The organism is Novosphingobium oxfordense (assembly GCF_044029435.1).
Taxonomy (GTDB): Bacteria; Pseudomonadota; Alphaproteobacteria; order Sphingomonadales; family Sphingomonadaceae; genus Novosphingobium.
Window position 1 is genome coordinate 3,543,180 of record NZ_CP147005.1, and the last position, 19,736, is coordinate 3,562,915.

A 19,736-nucleotide genomic window follows, 5' to 3' on the forward strand; every position below is an offset into this window, starting at 1 on the left:
CAATCCTTGTCGCGGGCTTCCGTGCGGCTAGGGATCGTTGCGGATATCGGCGCCGAAATGGGTGCAGGGAGGGGGCTTATCCGGGGGCTATTGCGGTGCAATCGGTGCGAAGGGGTTTAACCCCGGCCTGCCAGCCACTAGGTCTGGGGCAACGACACTACCTGAAAGCATGCCGATGACCTCCTCCCTGCTCGATCCCCTGTCGCTGCCCGATTATGCCGCGCTCACGCCAGAGGCGATCGGGAAGGCGCTGGACCAGTCGCTGGCGGACATGCAGGCGGTGGTGGCGCGGATCGTGGCGGAAAAGCCGCGCGATTTCGATACCGCCTGGCTGCCGCTGGAACAGGCGGATACCGCCATGGATGCGCTGTGGTCGGCCGTCTCTCACCTGAAATCGGTGGCCAACACCCCCGAACTGCGTGAGGCGCATGCCGCCGGCGAGCAGCGCATCGTCGAAACCATGACGGCGGTGTTCCAGGACCACGAGCTTTACGAAGTGATCGCCGCGCTGGAGAGCAGCCCGGACTTCGCCCAGCGCTCCCCCGCCGATCGCGCCGCTGTCGAGCACATGCTGCGCAGCTTCCGCTTGTCCGGCGTGGCGCTGCCGCCGGAGCAGCGGGCGCGGTTTGCCGAAGTCTCGGTGGAACTGGCCGGCCTTGCCAATGCCTTCTCCGCCGCCGTTCTGGACGCGACCGACGCCTGGAGCGAGCATGTTACCGATGCGGCGCTGCTGGCCGGCATTCCCGATGCGGCGATGGGCATGTTCGCCGCCAATGCCAAGGCAAAGGGGCTGGAAGGCTGGGTGGTCACGCTGCAATGGCCCAGCGTCAACGCGGTGCTGACCTTCGCGCAGGATCGCGGGCTGCGCCAGCGTGTCTATACTGCTTTCGGTACCCGCGCTTCCGACCAGGGCCCGAACGCGGGCGCGTTCGACAATACGCAGCGCATCACCCGCATCCTGGAACTGCGGCGCGAATCCGCTGCGCTGCTGGGCTTCGCCGATCCGGTGGAACTGTCTCTGGCCACCAAGATGGCGCCCAATGCCGGCGAAGTGCTGCACTTCCTGCGCGATCTGGCCAAGCGTGCGCGTCCGGGGGCGGAGCGCGATCTGGCCGATGCGCGCGAATTTGCCGCGCAGGAGCTTGGCATCGCCGATCTTCAGCCGTGGGATCTGACTTACACCGCCAATGCCATGAAGCTGGCGCGCTTCGCTGTCGATGAGCAGGAAGTGCGCGCCTATTTCCCGGTGGAGCGCGTGCTGGCGGGCTGGCAGGTGCTGCTGGGCCGCCTCTTCGGCATCACGCTGAAGGAGCGGACCGACGTTGCCCTCTGGCACGAGGATGCGCGGTATTACGACGTGGCGGACGAGGATGGCGCGGTGATCGCCGGGCTCTATCTCGACCTCCACGCGCGGCAGGGCAAGCAGGGCGGGGCCTGGATGGCGCAGGCGCGCCCGCGTCTGGCGGACGGCGGCAGCGCCCGCGTGCCGGTGGCTTACCTCACCTGCAATTTCGCGCCCAAGGGCGGCGAAACGCCTTCGCTGCTCTCGCACACCGAAGTGGAGACGCTGCTGCACGAGACGGGGCATTGCCTCCACCACTTGTTCACCCGCGTGAACCGGCCGAGCGTGGCCGGCACCAGCGGCTTCGAGTGGGATGCGGTGGAACTGCCTAGCCAGTTGATGGAGGACTTCGCCTGGGATCGCGAAGTGCTGACCGGCATGTCTGGCCACCACCGCACGGGCGAGCCTTTGCCGGCGGACCTGTTCGAGAAGATGCTGGCCGCACGCCGCTTCCAATCCGGCCTGTTCGTGCTGCGCCAGATCGAGTTCGGGCTGTTCGACCTGCTGCTCCACCTGGGCACGATGGGCAGCGATCCGATGGAAGTGATCGGCGCCGTGCGTGAGGAAGTGGCCGTGGTCATTCCGCCCGAATGGCACCGTTTTCCGCACTCGTTCACCCACGTTTTCTCTGGCGGGTATGCCTCCGGCTATTACAGCTACCTCTGGGCCGAAGTGCTGGCGGCGGACGGCTTCCGCAAGTTCGTTGAGGCCGGCGTGGTCGACCGCGCGACTGGCGATGCCTTCCGCGACGAAGTGCTGGCGCGCGGGGCCACGCGCCCGGCGGCGGACAGCTTCCGCGCCTTCCGCGGGCGTGACGCGGACGTGACGGCCCTGCTCGAACGGCGTGGCCTACTGGCGTGAGCGGGGGCCCAGTAGCGGAAGACCGGCGCGCCTGGCTGCGCGAGGCGGTTCGGCGTATCGAGGCGGACTACAACCGGTCCGCCGACACCCACCTGATCCGTCTGGACCTGCCGCGCTATCCGGGCATCACGCTCTACCTGAAGGACGAAAGCTCGCACCCCACGGGCAGCCTGAAGCATCGGCTGGCGCGATCGCTGTTCCTCTATGCCCTGTGCAACGAGTGGATCGGCCCGAATACTTGCGTGATCGAGGCGAGTTCCGGCTCGACGGCGGTAAGCGAGGCCTATTTCGCGCGCATGCTGGGCCTGCGCTTCATCGCCGTGGTTCCGGCCACGACCGCGCAGCCCAAGCTGGACGAGATCCGCTTCCACGGCGGGGAAATCCACGCGGTGGACGATCCGCGCACCGTCTATCAGGTGGCGCACGACCTCGCCCGGCAGACCGGCGGGCACTACCTCGATCAGTTCACTTATGCCGAGCGGGCGACCGATTGGCGCGGCAACAACAACATTGCCGAAAGCATCTTCCACCAGATGGCGGAAGAAGAGCATCCCGAACCGAGCTGGATCGTCTGCGGCGCGGGCACCGGTGGTACTTCCGCCACGATCGGCCGTTTCCTGCGCTATCGCCGCCTTTCGTCGCAACTTTGCGTGGCCGATCCGGAGCATTCGATCTTCCACCGCCACTATGCAGACCGGTCCCAGACCACGCTTCCCGAAGGCTGCGCGGCGATGATCGAGGGGATCGGGCGCCCCCGCGTAGAGCCCAGCTTCGTGCCCGGCGTGGTCGATCGCATGATCGCCGTGCCCGATGCGGACAGCATCGGCGCCATGCGCGCGCTTTCGGCGCGGCTGGGGCGGCGCGTGGGCGGATCGACCGGCACCAACCTCTGGGCCTGCGCCCGGATCGTCGAGGAAATGCACGCGGCCGGCCAGCAGGGCAGCATCGTCACGCTGCTTTGCGACGGCGGCGAACGCTACGGCTGCACCTATTACGACGAGGCTTGGCTGGCCGGGCGCGGGCTGGACTGGCGCGCGGCAGAGGCGCGGATCGCCGGACTTCTGGGCGCGGCGTAAGGCGGTCCGGCGGCCTACCTGCGCCGCCGATAGGAACAGTTCCGCATAATCGATTGGACTTGGCACGCCGGGCGCGGACAACGTTGGCCCGAAGGTCCGCACACGCGCATCCGCGCAATAACATTGTGGAGACCCGGATAGACCGGGCTCCAAGCACTTCGGGTCGGGAAGAGGAGAGAATGGTTCGACATCACCAGGCCGGCTGGATGACCGGCGTATCGCTGCTCTTGCCGATCACGCTGACGACGATGGCGATCGTGCTGTTGACGCCGGTTCTGCCCAACCTGATGGCCGAGTTTTCCTCGGTGCCCAATCACGAATACTGGGTGCCGATGATCCTGACGCTGCCCTCGCTCTGCGTGGCGCTGCTTTGCCCGCTGGCGGGGATGCTAGGGGACTATTTCGGGCGGCGGCGGTTGCTGCTGTTCTCGTTCGTGCTCTATGCGGCGGTCGGCGTGCTGCCGGTGTTCCTGCATGACCTGACGCATATCCTGATCTCCCGCGTGGGCGTGGGCATTGCCGAAGCGCTGATCTACGTGCTGTCGACGACGATGATCGGCGACTACTACAAGGGTGCCGCGCGCGACCGCTGGCTGGCGGCGCAGACTGCCTTCGCCTCCGTCTCGGCACTGCTGTTCATGGTGATGGGCGGATTCCTCGGCAGCTTCGGCTGGCGCATTCCCTTTGCGGTCTACATCTCGGCGCTGCTGATGTTCGCACTGGTGCTGAAGTTCACGTGGGAGCCGGCCGGCGCCGCGCACCCGGATGACGAGGCGGACGCGCCGCCGCGCAACCTGTCCTGGGCGGGCTTTCCCTGGCGCACGATGGCGATGATCGTGCTGATCACGATCTACGGTTCGGTGTTCTTCTATACCGTGCAGATTCAGGCGCCCAGCGGCCTTGCCGAACTGGGTATCGACAACCCGCTGCGCGGCATCCTGACGGCGGCGGCCAGTCTGGGCGTGCCGCTGGGGACGTTCTTCTATTCGCGGCTCAGCCGAAAGTGGCCGGTCAGCCGATTACTGCTGGTGGAATTCGCGCTGCTCTCGCTCGGCTTCGCGCTGATGGGCAAGGCGGGGAACGTGCCGGGCTTCCTGATCGGCTGCTTCGTCAACCAGATCGGTGCCGGGCTGCTGTTGCCGACGCTGCTGGTCTGGTCGATGTCGATCCTGTCCTTCGAATTTCGCGGGCGCGGCACTGGGTTCTGGCAATCGGCCTTCGCGCTGGGCCAGTTCCTCTCGCCCGTCGTCGTGACCTTTGCCGCGCAGCGTAACGGCGGGTTGCTGGGCGCGTTCATGGTGCTTTCGATCGCGGCGCTGGGCGGCGTGGTGATCGCGCTCGTCGCCTCGCGCCTGCGCGGTGCGGGCAAGATGGAGGTGGCCCATGGCTGATCGCCTGAAGAACCGCGTTGCCGTCGTCACCGGGGCGGCCAACGGCATAGGCCAAGGCATTGCGCGCCTTTTCCGTGCGGAAGGCGCGACCGTGATCGGCGTCGACCTTTCCGGCGCGGATGAGGATTGCGACCTTACTGACGAGGCGCAGACACAGGCCCTCTTCGTGCGCATCGGCGAAGCGCATGGCCGTATCGACGTGCTGGTCAATGCCGCCGCTTTCGCCGTCTTCGCGTGGATAGAGGACTTGTCCTACGCGGACTGGAAGAAGACGCTGATCGGGGAACTGGACATCGTCTATCTCGCCACCCGCGCCGCGTGGCCGTGGCTGAAGGTGGGCGGCACGGCGAGCGTGATCAACTTCGCTTCGGCCAATGCGCGCCATGCGCTGGAAGGATCGCCGGCGCTGGCGCATTGCGCAGGCAAGGGCGGGGTACTCGCGATGACGCGGCAACTGGCGATGGAAGGCGCGCCGCACGGCATCCGCGCCAACACCATCGCGCCTGGTTTCATCAAGACCGCCGCCACCGCGCGCCACCTGGCCGCCGATCCGGGTTTCGAGCAGCAGGTGCTCGCCAAGAACATGCTGAAACGCCTTGGCGAGCCGGAGGATATCGCCTGGGCCGCCTGCTGGCTGGCCAGCGAGGAAGCCCGCTACGTCACCGGCGCCGACATCGCCATCGATGCCGGCGCTACGGCCTGGTAATCACTTCGCCTGCGGCGTCCGGTCCTCGGCCGGGACCTGACGCACCGGCACGGCGGCGATCCAGTCCTCGAACGCCTCGATATCGATCGGGCCGTTTACCCGATCGGTGCCGTCCTTGAAGCCAGCGAAGCCGTCGCCGCCTTCCGCCAGGAAGTTCACGACCGAGACGCGGTAGCTCTTCTTCGGATCGATCGGCTTGCCGTCCAGCGAGATCGCGGTGATGCGCGAACCGGAAGGCCGGCGCATGTCGAAGGCAATCTTCATGCCCTGGCTGGGCGAGAGGATCTGCTTGTCGCCGCTATCGTCCAGCCCCTGTTCGATGGTGGCACGCAGTTGCGCGCCGGTCAGCGTCATCGTCACCATCTGGTTGTTGAACGGAGTGACCGCGTAGATCTGGCCGAAGGTCACCGTGCCGTCGGCCGCCGGAACCAGCGAGGTGCGGATGCCGAACGGATTGACGAAAGCGATCTGCGCGCCGGACTTGCGGGTGGCGGCGAGCTGCGAATCCGCGATCAGCGCGCCCAGCGAGCCGCCGTTGCCGACGCCGCCTTCGCCTTCCTTCTCCATCGGGCCGGAGAGATGGCCAATCGGCCGCTCCACCAATTGCAGAGAGGCGTCCTTATAACGCTTCACATAGGCGGACACATCCGCGCGCGGCTGGAACTGCGGAAAGGCCGTGGTGGTCGGCACCGGGCCCTTGCCGGAAGTATAGGCTTCCGACTGCACGATCACGTTGTGTGCCTGCTTGTTCACCAGCTTGTGCGTGGCCGGATCGAAATCCAGCGTGATGTCGGTCACCAGCTTGCCGTAGACGCCCGCGCTGGTCAGCAGGATCGGGCCCGCCGCGGCATTGGCGGTGTAGTTGCAGATATAGGCCCAGTGCGTGTGGCCGGAGACGACCACGTCCACGCCGGGGTTCAGGTGATCGAGGATCGGCTGGATGTCGCCCGCCGCTTCGTTGCAGCCGTTGGGATCGGCCACGCCCTTGGTGCGCAGGCCCTGGTGGATCAGCACGACCACGGCATCGGCGCCGGCCGCTTTCAGGGCGGGGACGGCGCGGTTGATGGTTTCGGCCTCATCCTCGAACTTCAGGCCCGCCACGCGGTCCGGCGCCACAAGGGTGGGGATCGTCTTCAGCGACAGGCCGATGAAGCCGATGGTGATCTTGCGGTCACCCGTGCCGAAGGTCTTCAGTCCGGTGCCGGGGAACAGCGTGGAGCCATCCGGCATCACCGTGCTGGCGGCGAGGTACTTGTAGTGTGCGCCCTCGAACTGCTCCAGCTGGCACGGCTCAAAGCGGGTGTTCTTCGCGCAGCCGCCGTTCTGGAGGCGCTTCAGTTCCTGCCAGCCCCGGTCGAACTCGTGGTTGCCCACCGCGTTGAATTCCAGCCCGATGCGGTTCATCACGCCCACCGAAGGCTCGTCCAGATAGAGCGAGGAAGCAAGCTGAGAGGCGCTGGTAAGGTCGCCCGCGGCCACCACCACATGTTCGGGATGCTCCGCCTTCAGCGCATCCACGGCAGAGGCCAGCCACGCCGCGCCGCCGGCCGGGACGGAGACTTCGTTGCCCTTGCCGTCGGGCGCGTCGACCGTCTGCTTGGGCGGTTCCAGCGCGCCGTGGAAGTCGTTGATGGCGATCACGCCGATCTCGATCGGGCCCTTCGCGGCGGCAGGCGGCTGATCGGAAGCCTGATGATGCCCCTGCGGCGTGGCGCAGGCGGAAACGAGAAGTGCGGCGACGAGCGGCGTGATGCGCGCGATGCGGAAACTGGTCATGGCCGCGCTCTATCGGATTGCAAGATGACGCGCCAAGGACGTTTTTTGCATGTGCGAGAAAGATTGGCGGAGCGCCTGTGCCGCCTTGCTGGGGGGCGACACAGGCGCGGTTGCCGCCGCCGGGCTCGTGAGGGCAAGCACCGTGGCGGCAAACAGATCAGTAGGGCCAGATCAGTACGGCTTGTCGCCCGCGACGGTGACGCGGAAACCGGAGCGGACTTCGGGGAAGTAATCCCACACCGCGAAGTGCTGGGTGCAGCGGTTGTCCCAGAAGGCCACCGAGTGCTTTTCCCAGCGGAAGCGGACGTGGAAGTTCGCATCCTTCACATGCTCGAACAGGAAATCGAGCACGGCCTTGCTCTCCGGGCCGGAAAGCCCGTTGATCTTCGTCGTGTAGGACGAGTTCACGAACAGCAGCTTGCCGCCGGTCACCGGATGGGTCCGGACTACCGGGTGCGAGTTGCAGGGATAGGTCTTGGTCGAATCCGGGAAGATCGCCTTGTAGACGGGATTGGCATCATGCACGGCGGTCAGCGGATCGAGGAAGGCCTTCATCGCCGGCGAAAGCGCGTCGTAGGCGGCGTACATGCTGGCGAACAGCGTGTCGCCGCCGTCCTCCGGCAGCGTGTGGAGCGTCAGGATCGATCCCATCGGCGGTTCGGCATCGGCGGACAGGTCCGAATGCCAGTTCTCGCCCGCGACGAACTTCGAGTTTTCGTCGGCATGAATGGCAACGATTTCGGGATGATCGGGCAGCCCGGCGACGCCCGAGTGGATGGCGAGCTGGCCGAAGGCGCGGCCGAGCGCCTTGTGTGCATCATGGTCCATGGGCTGGTCGCGGAAGAACACCACCTGGTGCTGCATCAGCGCGTCGTGGATCTCGGCAAAGGCCTGATTGCCCATCGGCTTGGTCAGGTCCACCCCGAAGATTTCTGCGCCGATGCGCTTGGTCATCGGGCGCACGTCGATCAGTTCATAGGCCATTTGCTTGGCGGCTCCGGTTAATCTGGCAGAATTTGTCCGTGCCGGGCGGGGGAAGGTTCGCCCGGCACGAACGCACTCTCAAGCTTCGCTGTCCTTGATGATCGGATCGGCCACGCTGCCCTTGTGCGGGAAGATGCGGCGCTCGATCCGGCAGTGGATGCCCTGCGTGCCGTCCACCACTTGCGTCACGCCGAAGTCGGCGGCGACGCTCATCAGCGAATAGCCATCGTTGCGTGACAGGCCCTGATGCTCGGTCAGCAGGTGCAGCATGTCGGTGGAGGCGGATTTCATCGCCTTGTCCAGATTCTCGCCGAAGCCGTGGACGATCCAGCAATCGGGCGTTTCCAGCAGCGGCGAGGGGAACGAGAAGTCCTTGCGCAGCACGATCTGGAACAGCACGTCCAGCGAGGCTTCGATCGCGGTGCCGCTGATCTCGCCGTCGCCTTGCGAAACGTGCGGATCGCCGATCGAGAACAGGCCGCCCTTCACCTGCACCGGGTAATACATCGTCGCGCCGGCGCCGATGCGCCAGTTGTCGATATTGCCGCCATGGAGGCCGGGGGGAATCGTGCTCACCGGATCGTTGACGGCGGGCGCCACGCCGGCGGTGCCGAGGTGCGGGCGCGCCGGGATGGTGATGCCAGGCAGCGCGGTCGAACGGTCGCATTCCGGGCAATGGGTGATGCGGCCGGGAACGACGTATTTTTCCTCCACGTCATAGGCGTAGAGCGCGGCGGCGGTGTTGGCGGTGGGATCCAGCTTGTAGATCGTCACCCGTTCGGTCTGGCCGAATTCCTCGTAGAGATGGCCCCAGTTGGCCGCGAGGTTGGATCCGTAGTTGAAGCGCGGCTTCATCTGGAAATAGCGCACTTCCAGCATGTCGCCCGGCTCGGCGCCCTCGACATAGATCGGGCCGGTCATGATGTGGCAGCCCGGCGCGCGGGTGGCGGGATCGATCTCAGTAAAGATGCGGCGGATGTCCTCGTCGAACATCAGGTCTGGATCGTCGCCGGCGTGGTGGGTGACCGCCTGCGCCATGATCAGGTCGCCGCTCTTCACGGTGAGCGCCGGCTTGATCTCGGGCGAGAAATAGCCCCAGTGCACCGTTTCGGGCGTGGCCCTCAGGTGGTGCAGCGCGCTGGGCTGGACGGGGTCCTTTTCAAGCGCGGGCTTAAGGCTGATCAGTGCCATCGAAACTCCTGTTACGCAGGGAAATCGGGGAAGGGCGCGCTTATTCCGCGCCGATGAGCACGCTCGTCATGCTGAGCGACTTGTGCTGGATGAAGTGGGGCGCGAACTCGGCCGGCTCGCCTTCGTGGCGGGCGCCGAGCACGTAGAGCAGCGGCAGGAAATGGTCCTGGCTGGGCACCGAAAGCCGCGCTGCCTCGCCCAGTGCCTCATAGTCGATCACCACTTTGGGGTCGTCCTCGGCAATGGCCTTGCACATGGTGGAATTGAACTGCTCGGCCCAGGGATAGGGCGTGGCGAGCGGGTTGGCCCAGTCCATCGCCGGCAGGTTGTGGACGATGTTGCCGGTGCCCATGATCAGCACGCCTTCGTCACGCAGCGGGCGCAGCATGCGGCCGACCAGCCAGTGCTCGGCGGGGCTCTTGGCCAGGTCCATGCCAAGCTGGATCACCGGCACGTCGGCCTCCGGATAGGCGTGGACCAGCACCGACCAGGTGCCGTGGTCCAGGCCCCAGTTGGCGTCCATCTTCACCGGCATCGGTTCCAGCAGTTCGCGCACGCGCTCGGCCAGCTCCGGATCGCCGGGGGCGGGGTACTGCACGTCGAACAAGGCCTGCGGGAATGCGCCGAAATCGTGGATCGTGCGCGGCTGGGCCATCGCGGTGACGGCGGTGCCGCGCGTCTGCCAGTGGGCGGAGATGCACAGGATCGCACGCGGTTTGCCGATGCGGCCGGCGATCGCGTTCCAGCTTCTGGTCACGTCGCTCTTTTCCAGCGCCACCATCGGGCTGCCGTGACCGTAGAAGACGATCGGAAGACGGCTCATTCGCGTATTGCTCCGTTGCTCAGTGGTTCAAGGCTAGGGAGGGCGGGGGCGGATGGTCTTGCGGGCAAGCGCACAAGAACTTGTTGGCGGAGGAGCGGGTGGTGAGTGCAGTTCCCTTCCAACCAAACTCCGTCGCCCCCGCGAAGGCGGGGGCCCCGCTGCCTTTTGCTACGACGCAAGAAAAGCGGGATCCCCGCCTGCGCGGGGACGACGAGGTTTGGCGAGGATAGGTTTGCAGTTTCCGGGGGCGTGGGTTTGGTAGGCCCGGAAAACCGCCTTATTCCTTGGTGTAATCCGCAGGAATCTCGGGGTTCTCACCCGCCTTGCCCCACAGGATGATCTCATTGCCCCAAGGGTCGGCGAAGGCATGGTTGTAACCGTTGAACTCGGCCCAGTAGTGGTCACGCCAGAGCACTTTGCCACCGAGCTTTTCGGCGGTTTCGAGGATTCGTTCATAGCTGTCGTCGTCGCTTACCAGCACCCAGATGCGGGCCTTGCGGCCTTCGGTCGCCAGTGTGCGCGGTTCCACGCCTTCAGGGTTCGGGTGCGGGCGTGCGTTGTTCGCGTCGAACACGCCGAGGTGGAGGTTGCCGATCTGGCTGTCGGTGCCATCCTTGTTCTGGAAGAAGCCGCCGGGAACCATGCGGTGGTAGATCCCGTGCGGGCGCGCATCGTTCTCCCAGCCGAAGACTTCGGCGTAGAATTCGCCGGCCTTGGCGGGATCGTCGGTCGCGAAATCGACGAAGATGAGCGTGTTGGTCATTGCAGAAGGCTCCCTTGGTGGTTGTCCAAGGCCTAGCCGGAGGGAGTTTGCATGCGCGGCACGGGGCGCACGAATCCTTGATCTTGAGCGCCAGTGCTGAAGTGCACCTAAGAGTAGCTGAACGACACCGACGCGAAAATCGGCGCTGACCTCTCACGGCGCCAGCCCATTCCCCCACCCGACCTCCTCTACGAGGTAGAATCTGGGAGGTCGGGTGGGGGAGTGGGCTGGTGCCGCAAGCTCGTCACGGATGTGAAGAGCGCACTAAAAAAGGCGGCGCCCGACCGAAGTCGGACGCCGCAGCCGTCGGGAATGGGTGACGGTAAACGTGTAAAATCAGGCGTGCAGGCGCGTGACCGGAGCGGACGGACCGCGACGGCGATCCCATTCGGCGCGGTAGCGTTCGACCAGCCAGACGTTGAGCAGCCGCTGCGCACCTTCCTGCCAGGAATAGCGGCCGCGGGGCGCGAACTTCGATCGCAGGCCCTGCTGGACCAGCTCGTCAACGTGGAAGTCCTGCCCCACGATCTCCTCGACCGCGGTGTCGTTCATCTTCATCTTCAGTTCGTAGAGCGGATCGTCCATCGCCTCGGGCACCATCAGCGTGCCGATGGTCAGCGCGTGGCTCTCCGGCCCGCGCGGGTCCATGATCAGGTAGAGTACGGTATCGTTCAGCACCACCAGCGAGAGGCTGGGCGGCAGGTTCACGAACAGCAGGCGGTTCTGCTCTTCCTCGGTCAGCTTCGGAAACACCGGGAAGACCGCCCTCTGCGTGGCGTTGAAGGCCGCGTTCTTATGGAGCGTGCCGTTCAGCCGGTAATAGCCGGCGGAATCGGTGGGCACTTCGGGGAAGCTGGCAAGCCCGCTCGGGATAAAGTCGTGCAGCGGGCCGGCGTGGAGGCGGCTGGCGTGATAGCCGTCGTTGTTGTTTTCCAGCATGACCTTCCAGTTCCACGGGAACACGGTCGGTTCCTCCGGACGGGGGCCACGCAGGTTGGCGAAGTCATAATTGGCGACGACCTCTTCCAGCCCGGCCAGGCGCGGGGTGAGCGGGGCGGCATCGGCATCGAAGTTCACGAAGATGAAGCCGTGCCAGATCTCATGCCGGATCACCGGCAGGCTGGCGGCCTTCTTGTCGAAATTGCAGGTGCGGTTCATCGCCGGCGCGCCGACCAGGGTGCCGTCGAGATCGTAAGTCCAGTGGTGATAGGGGCACACGAAGGCGCGGGCATTGCCGTGCCCTTCGGCCACCAGCATCGCGCGGTGCTGGCAGACCGAGGACAGCGCCTTGATCGATCCGTCGCGCGTCTTGCAGATCACCATCGGCTCGTCCGCGCGGGTGACGGTGAAGAAGTCGCCCGGGTTCTCCAACCACTCGGTCCGGCCGACGCAGAGCCATTCATGTTCGAACAGCGCGGCCTTCTCGAACCGGTAGAATTCCTCGTCGACATAGCATTCCGCCGGCAGCGTCTCGGCTTCCAGCGTGTCGAGCGTGGAGCTTTCCAGACTGTCGATGAACTTGTCGGTGAGAATGGTCATTTCGGCTTCCCGTCTCATGCAAACTGCGCTTGCTACAGGATGACCCTAGCGGGCCTTGGCCGTAGTCTCTTTGCGCTGGGCGAAGGGACTTTTGGCAAGTTCCACGCGGGATTTTACTCGGCGGGGACCAGTTCAGCGGGTTCGAGCGCTTCCGGCTCCTCAGTGCGCGTTGGCGCACGCAGGAACAGCATGGACATCGCCGTCGCCGCTACCAGCATCAGCGCGAAAACCAGCAGCGCGGGCGCGTAGCTTCCGGTCACGTCCGCAATACGACCGGCGCCGATCGGGCCGAACACGGCCAGCGTGGTGACGGTGGTCGCCATCGCCGTCATGTCCCCGGCGATGCCCGCGCCGAAGTAGCGCAGCAGCAGGATGTGGGCGGAAAGCCAGGCCATACCCCAGCCCATGCCGAACAGCGCGGCGGCGACGGTGGCGACCAGCACATGGCTGGCCGACCAGAGCAGCGCCATGGCCAGCGCCTGCACGGCAAGGCCGGCGATGAAGATGCGGCGTGGGTCCACCCGCTCGCACAGGCTGCCGGTCACGCCTTTGGCGCCGGTGCCCGCGAAAGCCAGCAGGCTCATCGCGATGGCGCCCGGCGCCGCGCCCTGGCCGAGCTGGGCAATATGCGCGACAAGGATCGAATGGGTGGTGGTGACCACGGTCTGCACCACGGTCATGGCGAGGGCCAGGATCACGAAGCTGGGCGTCATCAACGCCTGTCTTACGGTCCACGGGCTGGCTGCGGGGCCGTCGCCCTCATGCCCGGCGCCCTTCACCTGATCGACGCTCTCCACCTTCACCGCATCGCGGATGCAGAGCAGCGAGATCACGCCCAGAACCAGCGCGCTGGCGGCCATGACCATCCAGTGCAGGCGCCAGTTGCCGGTGAGGCCGACGATGGTGCCGACGATCAGCGGCCCGGCAATGCCGCCCGCCGCACCGGTCATGAAGTAAAAGCCGATCATCCGCGATGAGGTACGCGGGAACCACGTCGCCAGCAGGTAGACTGCGGGCGAGGGCGCCACGAGCGAGAAGCCCACGCCCATCAGCGTCGTCGCCACGAAGAACAGTTCCAGATGATGGATCTGCGAGGCGATGAAGAAGCCGATGGCCAGCACCAGACAGCCCGCAAACACCGTCAGCCGCGTGCCGATCGCCTTCATCAGCATCGGCGGCAGCGGGCTTGCCAGTCCGCAGGCGAGGCCGAGCAGGGAGAAGCTGAGCCCGGCGGCCGCCTTCGACCAACCCAGTTCGGCAATCATCGTGTAGAGCACGTAGCCGAGCGAGGTGAACGTCGTCGCGGTCACGAAGAAGAAGCCGAGCGATGCGGCGAACATGACCAGGGCGCTGCGGGGGACGCGGCGCGGAATGGACAATCCGGACGGCATGGCAACTCCTGCGGGCTTTCGGTCCGCACGGAATCGCGGGACCATCATGCCTTGCAGGCTTACATGCTGCACCTGCACACTCTTGATGGTGCGCGACTCAATAGTTGATCGCGACGCTGGGGCAAGGGGCAGGATTGTTCGTCATCGCCTGAGGGTCATGGCCTGTGAGTCATGGCTTATGGGTCATGGCTTCGAACATTGCCGTTGGCATGAGTTTGACGTGAACAGCCCCTTGATCGCCAACGCCATTGCGAACTACGCTTCGGGGGGCCTGTAGGGAGACAAGCATGTAGCCATCGGGCGCTTTGGAAACGAAAAGCACGTCGATGTCCGAACCCGGAGTGGTGTTTTGGGAAAGAACCTGAAATCCGGTGGCCTTGAGAACCACGCTAACCTTGCCGCTGACCTCGGTCGTTCGAACCGTATTGGCTAACACGATATGGCAAGCACCCGGACTATCGCCCACGCCAATGAAAATTTCGTCAGGTTGTGACTTCAGCCGGAACCACGTGGGAACGCGATAGAAATGCGTCTTGATCGTTGGCGGCACGTCCGATGCAGATACGGGAAGAAGGCCTGCGGGATTCTCGCGGGTTGGCGGCTTGCCTCTGGCCGTTTGAAAACAGACGTCGGGGATGGCATTTAAAAAGTGAATGGCAAGATCGGGACTGTCAGCCGCCCTTGCCGGCAATGAACTGCCTGCGAGTAACCCGATCGCTCCAAGCACAGTCAGACGATTCATCGCTTATCTCCCTCAAGTCAGAAGTTATCGATTCTCCGCTAAAATTTGATTGAAGTCTGGGGACGGCGTTCGGAATCATTTCGGAGGGGCGCGACATTTGCGAGCCAGCCCCCGCCTTCGCGGGGGCGACGGGGGTATTTGTGGACGTGAGGCAGCCTGGATCGGTTGTGGGGTAACCCAAGCGCAAGAACGCGCCGGCCTTGCGACCGGCGCGTTCCCATAAAAACCAACGGTGCGACCCGATCGGCTCCCTCTTAGAACTTGTACCCGACCGAGAGGATCACCTGACGCGGCGGGATGTAGGTGTCCATCACTTGCGCCGAACCGTAAGGGTCCGAGAAGCGCGAGTTGATGCCGTTCTTGTCGAACAGGTTGATCACGCGCAGGGTGATGTCGGTGTTGGTGCCTTTCGGTTCGTACTTCAGCATGGTGTTGACCTGCGTGTACGAGGGGGTGAGGTCCACCGCGCCGTCGTTGAACAGGCGGTACTGGTACTTGCCGCGATAGATCAGCTGGGCGCGGGCGGTCAGCGTGCCCGGGCCGACTTCGCCGTTCCAGGTGGCGGCGATATTGCCCTGCCAGCGCGGCAGCTTGGGAATGCGGTTGCCCTTGATGTCCTCTCGCGCCGCGTCGCGGGCGGCGGAGGCGGCATAGAAGTTGGTCCAGAACAGGTAATCGGGGAAACCGGCGGCGTTCTGGGCATTGGCGGCCGCATTCGGATCCAGCGCGTAGTAGTGCGAGGTGAATTCACCCTCCAGCCACGACATCGAAGCGTCGAAGCGCAAGTGCTCGGTCGGCGCGTAAGTGCTTTCCAGTTCCAGGCCGTAGACCCGCGCCTTGGGCGCGTTGCTGATGCCTTCGCCGTAGAGCACCGGGTCTTCCTCAAGGAACTGCATGTTCTTGTAGTTGTAGAGGAAGGCGGAGGCGTTGATCTGCAGCGTATCGTCTAGGAAGCGGTTCTTGGAGCCGATCTCGAAGGAATCGACGGTTTCCTTCTTGTAGGTGGGCTTGATCGAATCTTCCCAGCCGAAGATGCAGTAGGCACCGCCGCACGCTGCCGACGAGCTGTTGATCCCGCCCGGCTTGAAACCGCGCGTATAGCTTACGTAGAGCATGTTGCTGGGGGTGAACTGATAGTCCGCCGCTAGCTTGCCGGTCCAGGCATGGTCGCTGACCGATCCGGTGGAGGCCGGCTGGAGGTAGGCGCCCGAGGTCTGGCTGGACACGCCGCCCGACATCGAATCGTACATGCCCGATGACTTGTCGTGGTTGTAGCGGATGCCGGCGGTCAGCTTCAGCTTGTCCGTCACGGCATAAGTGCCCTGCGCGAAGGCGGCATAGAGTTCGCGCTTGATCGACGACAGCTCCGCATAAGTCAGGTTCCCGACCAGCGGATCGTCCCAGGCGGTGTCTTCGGGCAGCGCCTGCTGCAGGAAGTTGTCGTCGTCGCTGCGGTATTCGTTGACGTACTGGCTGTTCTCGGAGTGCAGGTAGACGCCGCCGAGCACCCACTGGAACGGGCCGTTGCCGTTCGACGTGAGGTTCAGTTCCTGGCTCCAGCTCTTGGTGTCCGACGCCCAGAGCGGCACGTGGTCGTAAGTGACGCCGGTGTAGCTGATCGGGTTGTAGGTGTTCTGGTAGAACAGCGTGGTGTCCAGCCCGTCGGCATCCCAGGCCTGTTCGGAATGCAGCTTCTGGTAGCCGGTGATCGACTTGACCGTGGCGAAGGGCGTGTCCCACTTGATGACGCCGGTGTAGAGCTGGGTCTTCACCTTCGATCGGCCCGGATAGTCCTGCGTCAGTTCGCGCGGATCGGGGTTGGGGTCGAGGATGTTCTTCTGCGCCGGGCCATTGGTGTTCGAATTGAACTGGATTGTGTTCAGCGTGATCGACAGGTTGGACAGCGGCTGCCACTTGGCACCCAGGCGCCAGCCGGTTTCATCCTGATCGTCCAGGTCGTACTTCTTGAAGCCGGGCACTTCGGTGGCGTGGGCATAGCCGTCGTGCTTGGTGAACTGGAAGGCGCCGCGGATCGCCAGCGTGTCGGTAACCGGCACGTTCAAGGCGGCGGAGCCTTCCATGTAGTTGTAATTGCCGATGCCGGCGCTGACGTTGCCCTTCAGCGCATCGGTGCTGGGCTCGATCGAAACGACGTTGATGGTGCCGCCGGTCGATCCCTGGCCGAACAGCGTGCCTTGCGGGCCGCGCAGCACTTCCACTTGTGCCACGTCGATGAAGGCGGCGCTCGCGGCGATCGAGTTGAAGATGTAGACGCCGTCGATGTGGTAGGAGACGCCGGGATGGGTGTTGGTGTTCTCCGGCGTTTCCGAACCGATGCCGCGGATGGAGATCACGCGCTCCCCGCCGCCGCTCTTGGCGATGACCAGGCCCAGCACGGTGCCGTTGAGGCCGGTGATGTCGGTGATGTTGCCTGCCTTCAGCGTATCGCTGGTGATCGCGCTGACCGAAAGCGGGGCCTGCTGCAGACTGACATCGCGGCGCTCTGCCGTCACGACGATGTCGGTCAGGGTGCCGCCGGCGGGATCTGCGGCAGGGTCTGCGGCAGCTGCTGCGGGAGCCGCGCCCTCCGCGTTTCCATCAGCGGCATGGGCAGAGGCGGAAGTGAAGGCAAGCAGGGATATGCCCGTGGCCAGGGCATAGGCGAAAGTGGACTTGGTTCTCATGTCAGCTCCCCGAAGCAGGTCGTAAGATCGATTCCCGGGCTTTGCGGCTCATGCTTGCTGCTGGGGTGGCCGCTTGAAGGGGAACTTGGCGGTTCGATGACAGTCCGGTCTTGTGCGGTTGCGAATAAGTAGTTGACCGCCGTAACCCGGCCGGCTCCGAGTGAAGCCTCAGAACTCGCGCAAATCCGCTGTTTTTGTGGGTGCGCGGCGCTCTGGAACCGTTTTTGCCATTTTGCGTTGCAGCGCAGGTCGGTGTGTCGGCGGGGACAGGGGCGTCTCGCGTCAAGCCATTGGCGCTTTCAGCGACAAGACCGCTTTCCATGCCCCTGCCATGGGGGCAGGACAGGAGGCCGGATTTGATCGTGCCGGCCCCAGGGAGGATACCCGATGAACACCGCCGCTCTCGATACCCCGCCCATGACCAGCCCGCTGGGCACCACCGGCATGGAGATCAGCCGCGTCGGCTTTGGCGCCTGGGCAATCGGCGGGCCGGACTGGGCGGTGGGATGGGGTGCGCAGGACGATGCCGATTCGGTGCGCGCGATCCGTCACGCGGTGGAGCGCGGGGTGAACTGGATCGACACCGCCGCGATCTACGGCCTTGGCCATTCGGAGGAAGTCGTCGCCAAGGCGCTGGCGGAGATGCCGGAGGGCGAGCGGCCCTATGTCTTCACCAAGTGCGGGCAGGTGTGGGCCCCGAACGACCGCCAGTCTAAGCTGCGCATGGGGCGGCGGGAATCGATCGTGGCCGAGTGTGAGGCGTCGCTGCGCCGTTTGCGGGTGGAGCGGATCGACCTGCTGCAGATGCACTGGCCGGCGGAGGACGGCACCGCGCTCGATGAATATTGGGGCGCGCTGCTGGACTTGAAGGCGGCGGGCAAAGTGCGCGCGGTGGGCCTGTCCAACCACAATGCCGATCAACTCGCGGCGGCGGAGGCCATGGGTCATGTCGATACGCTGCAGCCGCCGCTTTCCGCGCTGAAACGCGATGCGGTGGCGCGCGAACTGCCCTGGTGCCTGGCCCACGATACCGGGGTGATCGTCTATAGCCCGATGCAGTCCGGCCTGCTCTCCGGCGCGTTCTCGGCCGAGCGGGTGGCCGGGCTGGCCGGTGACGACTGGCGCTCGCGCCACCCGGACTTCACGGGCGAAAATCTGACGCGGAATCTGACCGTGGCGGCGGCGATGAAGCCGGTGGCCGAGCGGCACGGCGTCTCGCAAGCGGCGGTCGCGGTGGCATGGGTACTGGCGGTGCCGGGGGTGACCGGCGCTATCGTCGGCGCGCGCAGCCCGGCGCAAGTCGACGGCTGGGTGTCCGGCGCGAACCTTGCCCTCACCGACGAGGACCGCGCCGGGATTGCCGCTGCCATTCGCGAAGGCAGCGCGGGTTCCGGCCCGATTCCGGACTGACCCAGACGCTCTTTTCCAGATCAGGACTGCCCATGCTTCGCCTTCTCGCCCGCCTGAACATCGATCCCTACCTTTTGCTGCTGATCTCGACCGTGGGCCTTGCCTCGATCCTGCCCGCGCGCGGGGCATGGGCGGGAATCGCGGGCGGGGTGGCGGATGCGGGCATTGCGCTGCTGTTCTTCCTTCACGGCGCCAAGCTTTCGCGAGAGGCGATCCTTGATGGCGCGAAGGCGTGGAAGCTGCACCTGACGGTCGCCTGCCTTACTTTCGTGCTGTTCCCGATCGTCGGCCTTGGCGTCAGCGCGATTCCGGGGCTGGAGCCTTCTTTGGCGATGGGCGTGCTTTATCTGACCCTGCTGCCATCGACGGTGCAGTCGTCGATCGCTTTCACCGCGATCGCCGGGGGCAATGTGGCGGCGGCGGTGTGCAGTGCCTCGTTCTCGAATCTGGCGGGCATCTTCATTACACCGCTGCTGACGGCGCTGTTCATCACCGGCAAAACGCAGGGTTTCTCGACCGATCCAATCATCGCGATTGCCGTGCAACTGTTGCTGCCGTTCATCGCCGGGCACTTGCTGCGGCCGTGGATCGGCGGCTTCGTCAGCCGCCACAAGAAGCTGTTGGGCTATACCGATCGCGGATCGATCCTGCTGGTGGTCTATACGGCGTTCGGCGCGGCGGTTCTTGAAGGGCTGTGGCACAAGGTGACGCTGGCCGAACTGGGCCTGATCGCGGCGCTGTCGCTGGGGATTCTGGCGGTCATTATGGTGATCGGCAATGTGCTGGGGCGGATGCTGGGCTTCAATCACGAGGACCGGATCGTCATCCTGTTCTGCGGGTCGAAGAAGAGCCTCGCTACCGGGGTGCCGTTGGCCGGCGTGCTGTTCCCGGCTGCGCAAGTGGGCGCGATCATCCTGCCGCTGATGTTCTTTCATCAGATCCAATTGATGGTTTGTGCGGTGCTTGCCCGCCGGCTGGCGGCGCAGGGGGAGGCGCAAAAGTCTGCCCAACCCGTTCAGGCTGAGCTTGTCGAAGCGCGCTGAGGCCAAGAATTCCC

The 19,736-nt window shown here is 65.0% G+C and carries 15 protein-coding genes; 6 read left to right on the forward strand and 9 right to left on the reverse strand.

The features are described 5' to 3' along the window. The first annotated feature begins 169 nt into the window (after positions 1 to 169). The 4 genes from WBP07_RS16935 (at position 170) to WBP07_RS16950 (ending at position 5,376) form a co-directional block, all read left to right on the forward strand. Positions 170 to 2,203, forward strand: coding sequence for a M3 family metallopeptidase (locus tag WBP07_RS16935; RefSeq protein ID WP_395392781.1), 2,034 nt, complete (start codon positions 170 to 172; stop codon positions 2,201 to 2,203). Continuing rightward, a complete protein-coding gene (locus tag WBP07_RS16940) occupies positions 2,200 to 3,279 on the forward strand; it encodes a PLP-dependent cysteine synthase family protein (protein ID WP_395392782.1) in 1,080 nt (359 codons plus the stop codon). The genes WBP07_RS16935 and WBP07_RS16940 overlap by 4 nt, the downstream gene beginning before the upstream one ends. A gap of 179 nt (positions 3,280 to 3,458) precedes the next feature. After that, a complete protein-coding gene (locus tag WBP07_RS16945; protein WP_395392784.1) occupies positions 3,459 to 4,670 on the forward strand; it encodes an MFS transporter in 1,212 nt (403 codons plus the stop codon). Further along, positions 4,663 to 5,376: an SDR family NAD(P)-dependent oxidoreductase gene (locus WBP07_RS16950; protein ID WP_395392785.1), complete on the forward strand. Its 714-nt coding sequence runs from the start codon at positions 4,663 to 4,665 to the stop codon at positions 5,374 to 5,376. Before WBP07_RS16945 ends, WBP07_RS16950 begins: the two co-directional genes overlap by 8 nt. Here WBP07_RS16950 and WBP07_RS16955 read toward each other — a convergent pair whose 3' ends face one another. From WBP07_RS16955 to WBP07_RS16995, 9 genes are all read right to left on the reverse strand, one after another. Next, positions 5,377 to 7,152 carry a bifunctional metallophosphatase/5'-nucleotidase gene (locus WBP07_RS16955; RefSeq protein ID WP_395392786.1) on the reverse strand — a complete coding sequence of 592 codons (1,776 nt, stop codon included), beginning with the start codon at positions 7,150 to 7,152 and terminating at the stop codon, positions 5,377 to 5,379. A gap of 171 nt (positions 7,153 to 7,323) precedes the next feature. Further along, the gene (locus WBP07_RS16960; protein ID WP_395392788.1) at positions 7,324 to 8,136 is read right to left on the reverse strand and encodes a TauD/TfdA dioxygenase family protein; all 813 of its coding nucleotides are present in this window, start codon (positions 8,134 to 8,136) and stop codon (positions 7,324 to 7,326) included. 78 nt (positions 8,137 to 8,214) lie between these two features. Continuing rightward, entirely contained in the window at positions 8,215 to 9,327 is a 1,113-nt protein-coding gene (locus tag WBP07_RS16965; RefSeq protein WP_395392790.1) for an acetamidase/formamidase family protein, read from the reverse strand. Positions 9,328 to 9,367: 40 nt separating this feature from the next. Continuing rightward, a complete protein-coding gene (gene ygiD / locus WBP07_RS16970) occupies positions 9,368 to 10,150 on the reverse strand; it encodes a 4,5-DOPA dioxygenase extradiol (protein ID WP_395392791.1) in 783 nt (260 codons plus the stop codon). A 277-nt stretch (positions 10,151 to 10,427) separates the two neighbouring features. After that, positions 10,428 to 10,913, reverse strand: coding sequence for a VOC family protein (locus WBP07_RS16975; RefSeq protein ID WP_395392792.1), 486 nt, complete (start codon positions 10,911 to 10,913; stop codon positions 10,428 to 10,430). Between the two features lie 336 nt (positions 10,914 to 11,249). Next, positions 11,250 to 12,452: an SRPBCC family protein gene (locus WBP07_RS16980; RefSeq protein WP_395392793.1), complete on the reverse strand. Its 1,203-nt coding sequence runs from the start codon at positions 12,450 to 12,452 to the stop codon at positions 11,250 to 11,252. A 113-nt stretch (positions 12,453 to 12,565) separates the two neighbouring features. Next, on the reverse strand, positions 12,566 to 13,843 hold the full coding sequence (locus WBP07_RS16985; RefSeq protein ID WP_395392794.1) for a CynX/NimT family MFS transporter: 1,278 nt from the start codon (positions 13,841 to 13,843) through the stop codon (positions 12,566 to 12,568). A 169-nt stretch (positions 13,844 to 14,012) separates the two neighbouring features. Continuing rightward, positions 14,013 to 14,585 (reverse strand): hypothetical protein, encoded by a 573-nt coding sequence (locus WBP07_RS16990; protein ID WP_395392795.1) that lies wholly within the window; start codon positions 14,583 to 14,585, stop codon positions 14,013 to 14,015. A gap of 254 nt (positions 14,586 to 14,839) precedes the next feature. Then, positions 14,840 to 17,269 carry a TonB-dependent receptor gene (locus tag WBP07_RS16995; protein WP_395392796.1) on the reverse strand — a complete coding sequence of 810 codons (2,430 nt, stop codon included), beginning with the start codon at positions 17,267 to 17,269 and terminating at the stop codon, positions 14,840 to 14,842. Positions 17,270 to 17,656: 387 nt separating this feature from the next. Between WBP07_RS16995 and WBP07_RS17000 the strand changes: the two genes are divergently transcribed. Beyond that, the gene (locus tag WBP07_RS17000; protein ID WP_395392797.1) at positions 17,657 to 18,679 is read left to right on the forward strand and encodes an aldo/keto reductase; all 1,023 of its coding nucleotides are present in this window, start codon (positions 17,657 to 17,659) and stop codon (positions 18,677 to 18,679) included. 32 nt (positions 18,680 to 18,711) lie between these two features. Continuing rightward, a complete protein-coding gene (locus WBP07_RS17005; protein ID WP_395392798.1) occupies positions 18,712 to 19,722 on the forward strand; it encodes a bile acid:sodium symporter family protein in 1,011 nt (336 codons plus the stop codon). Positions 19,723 to 19,736: the final 14 nt, after the last annotated feature.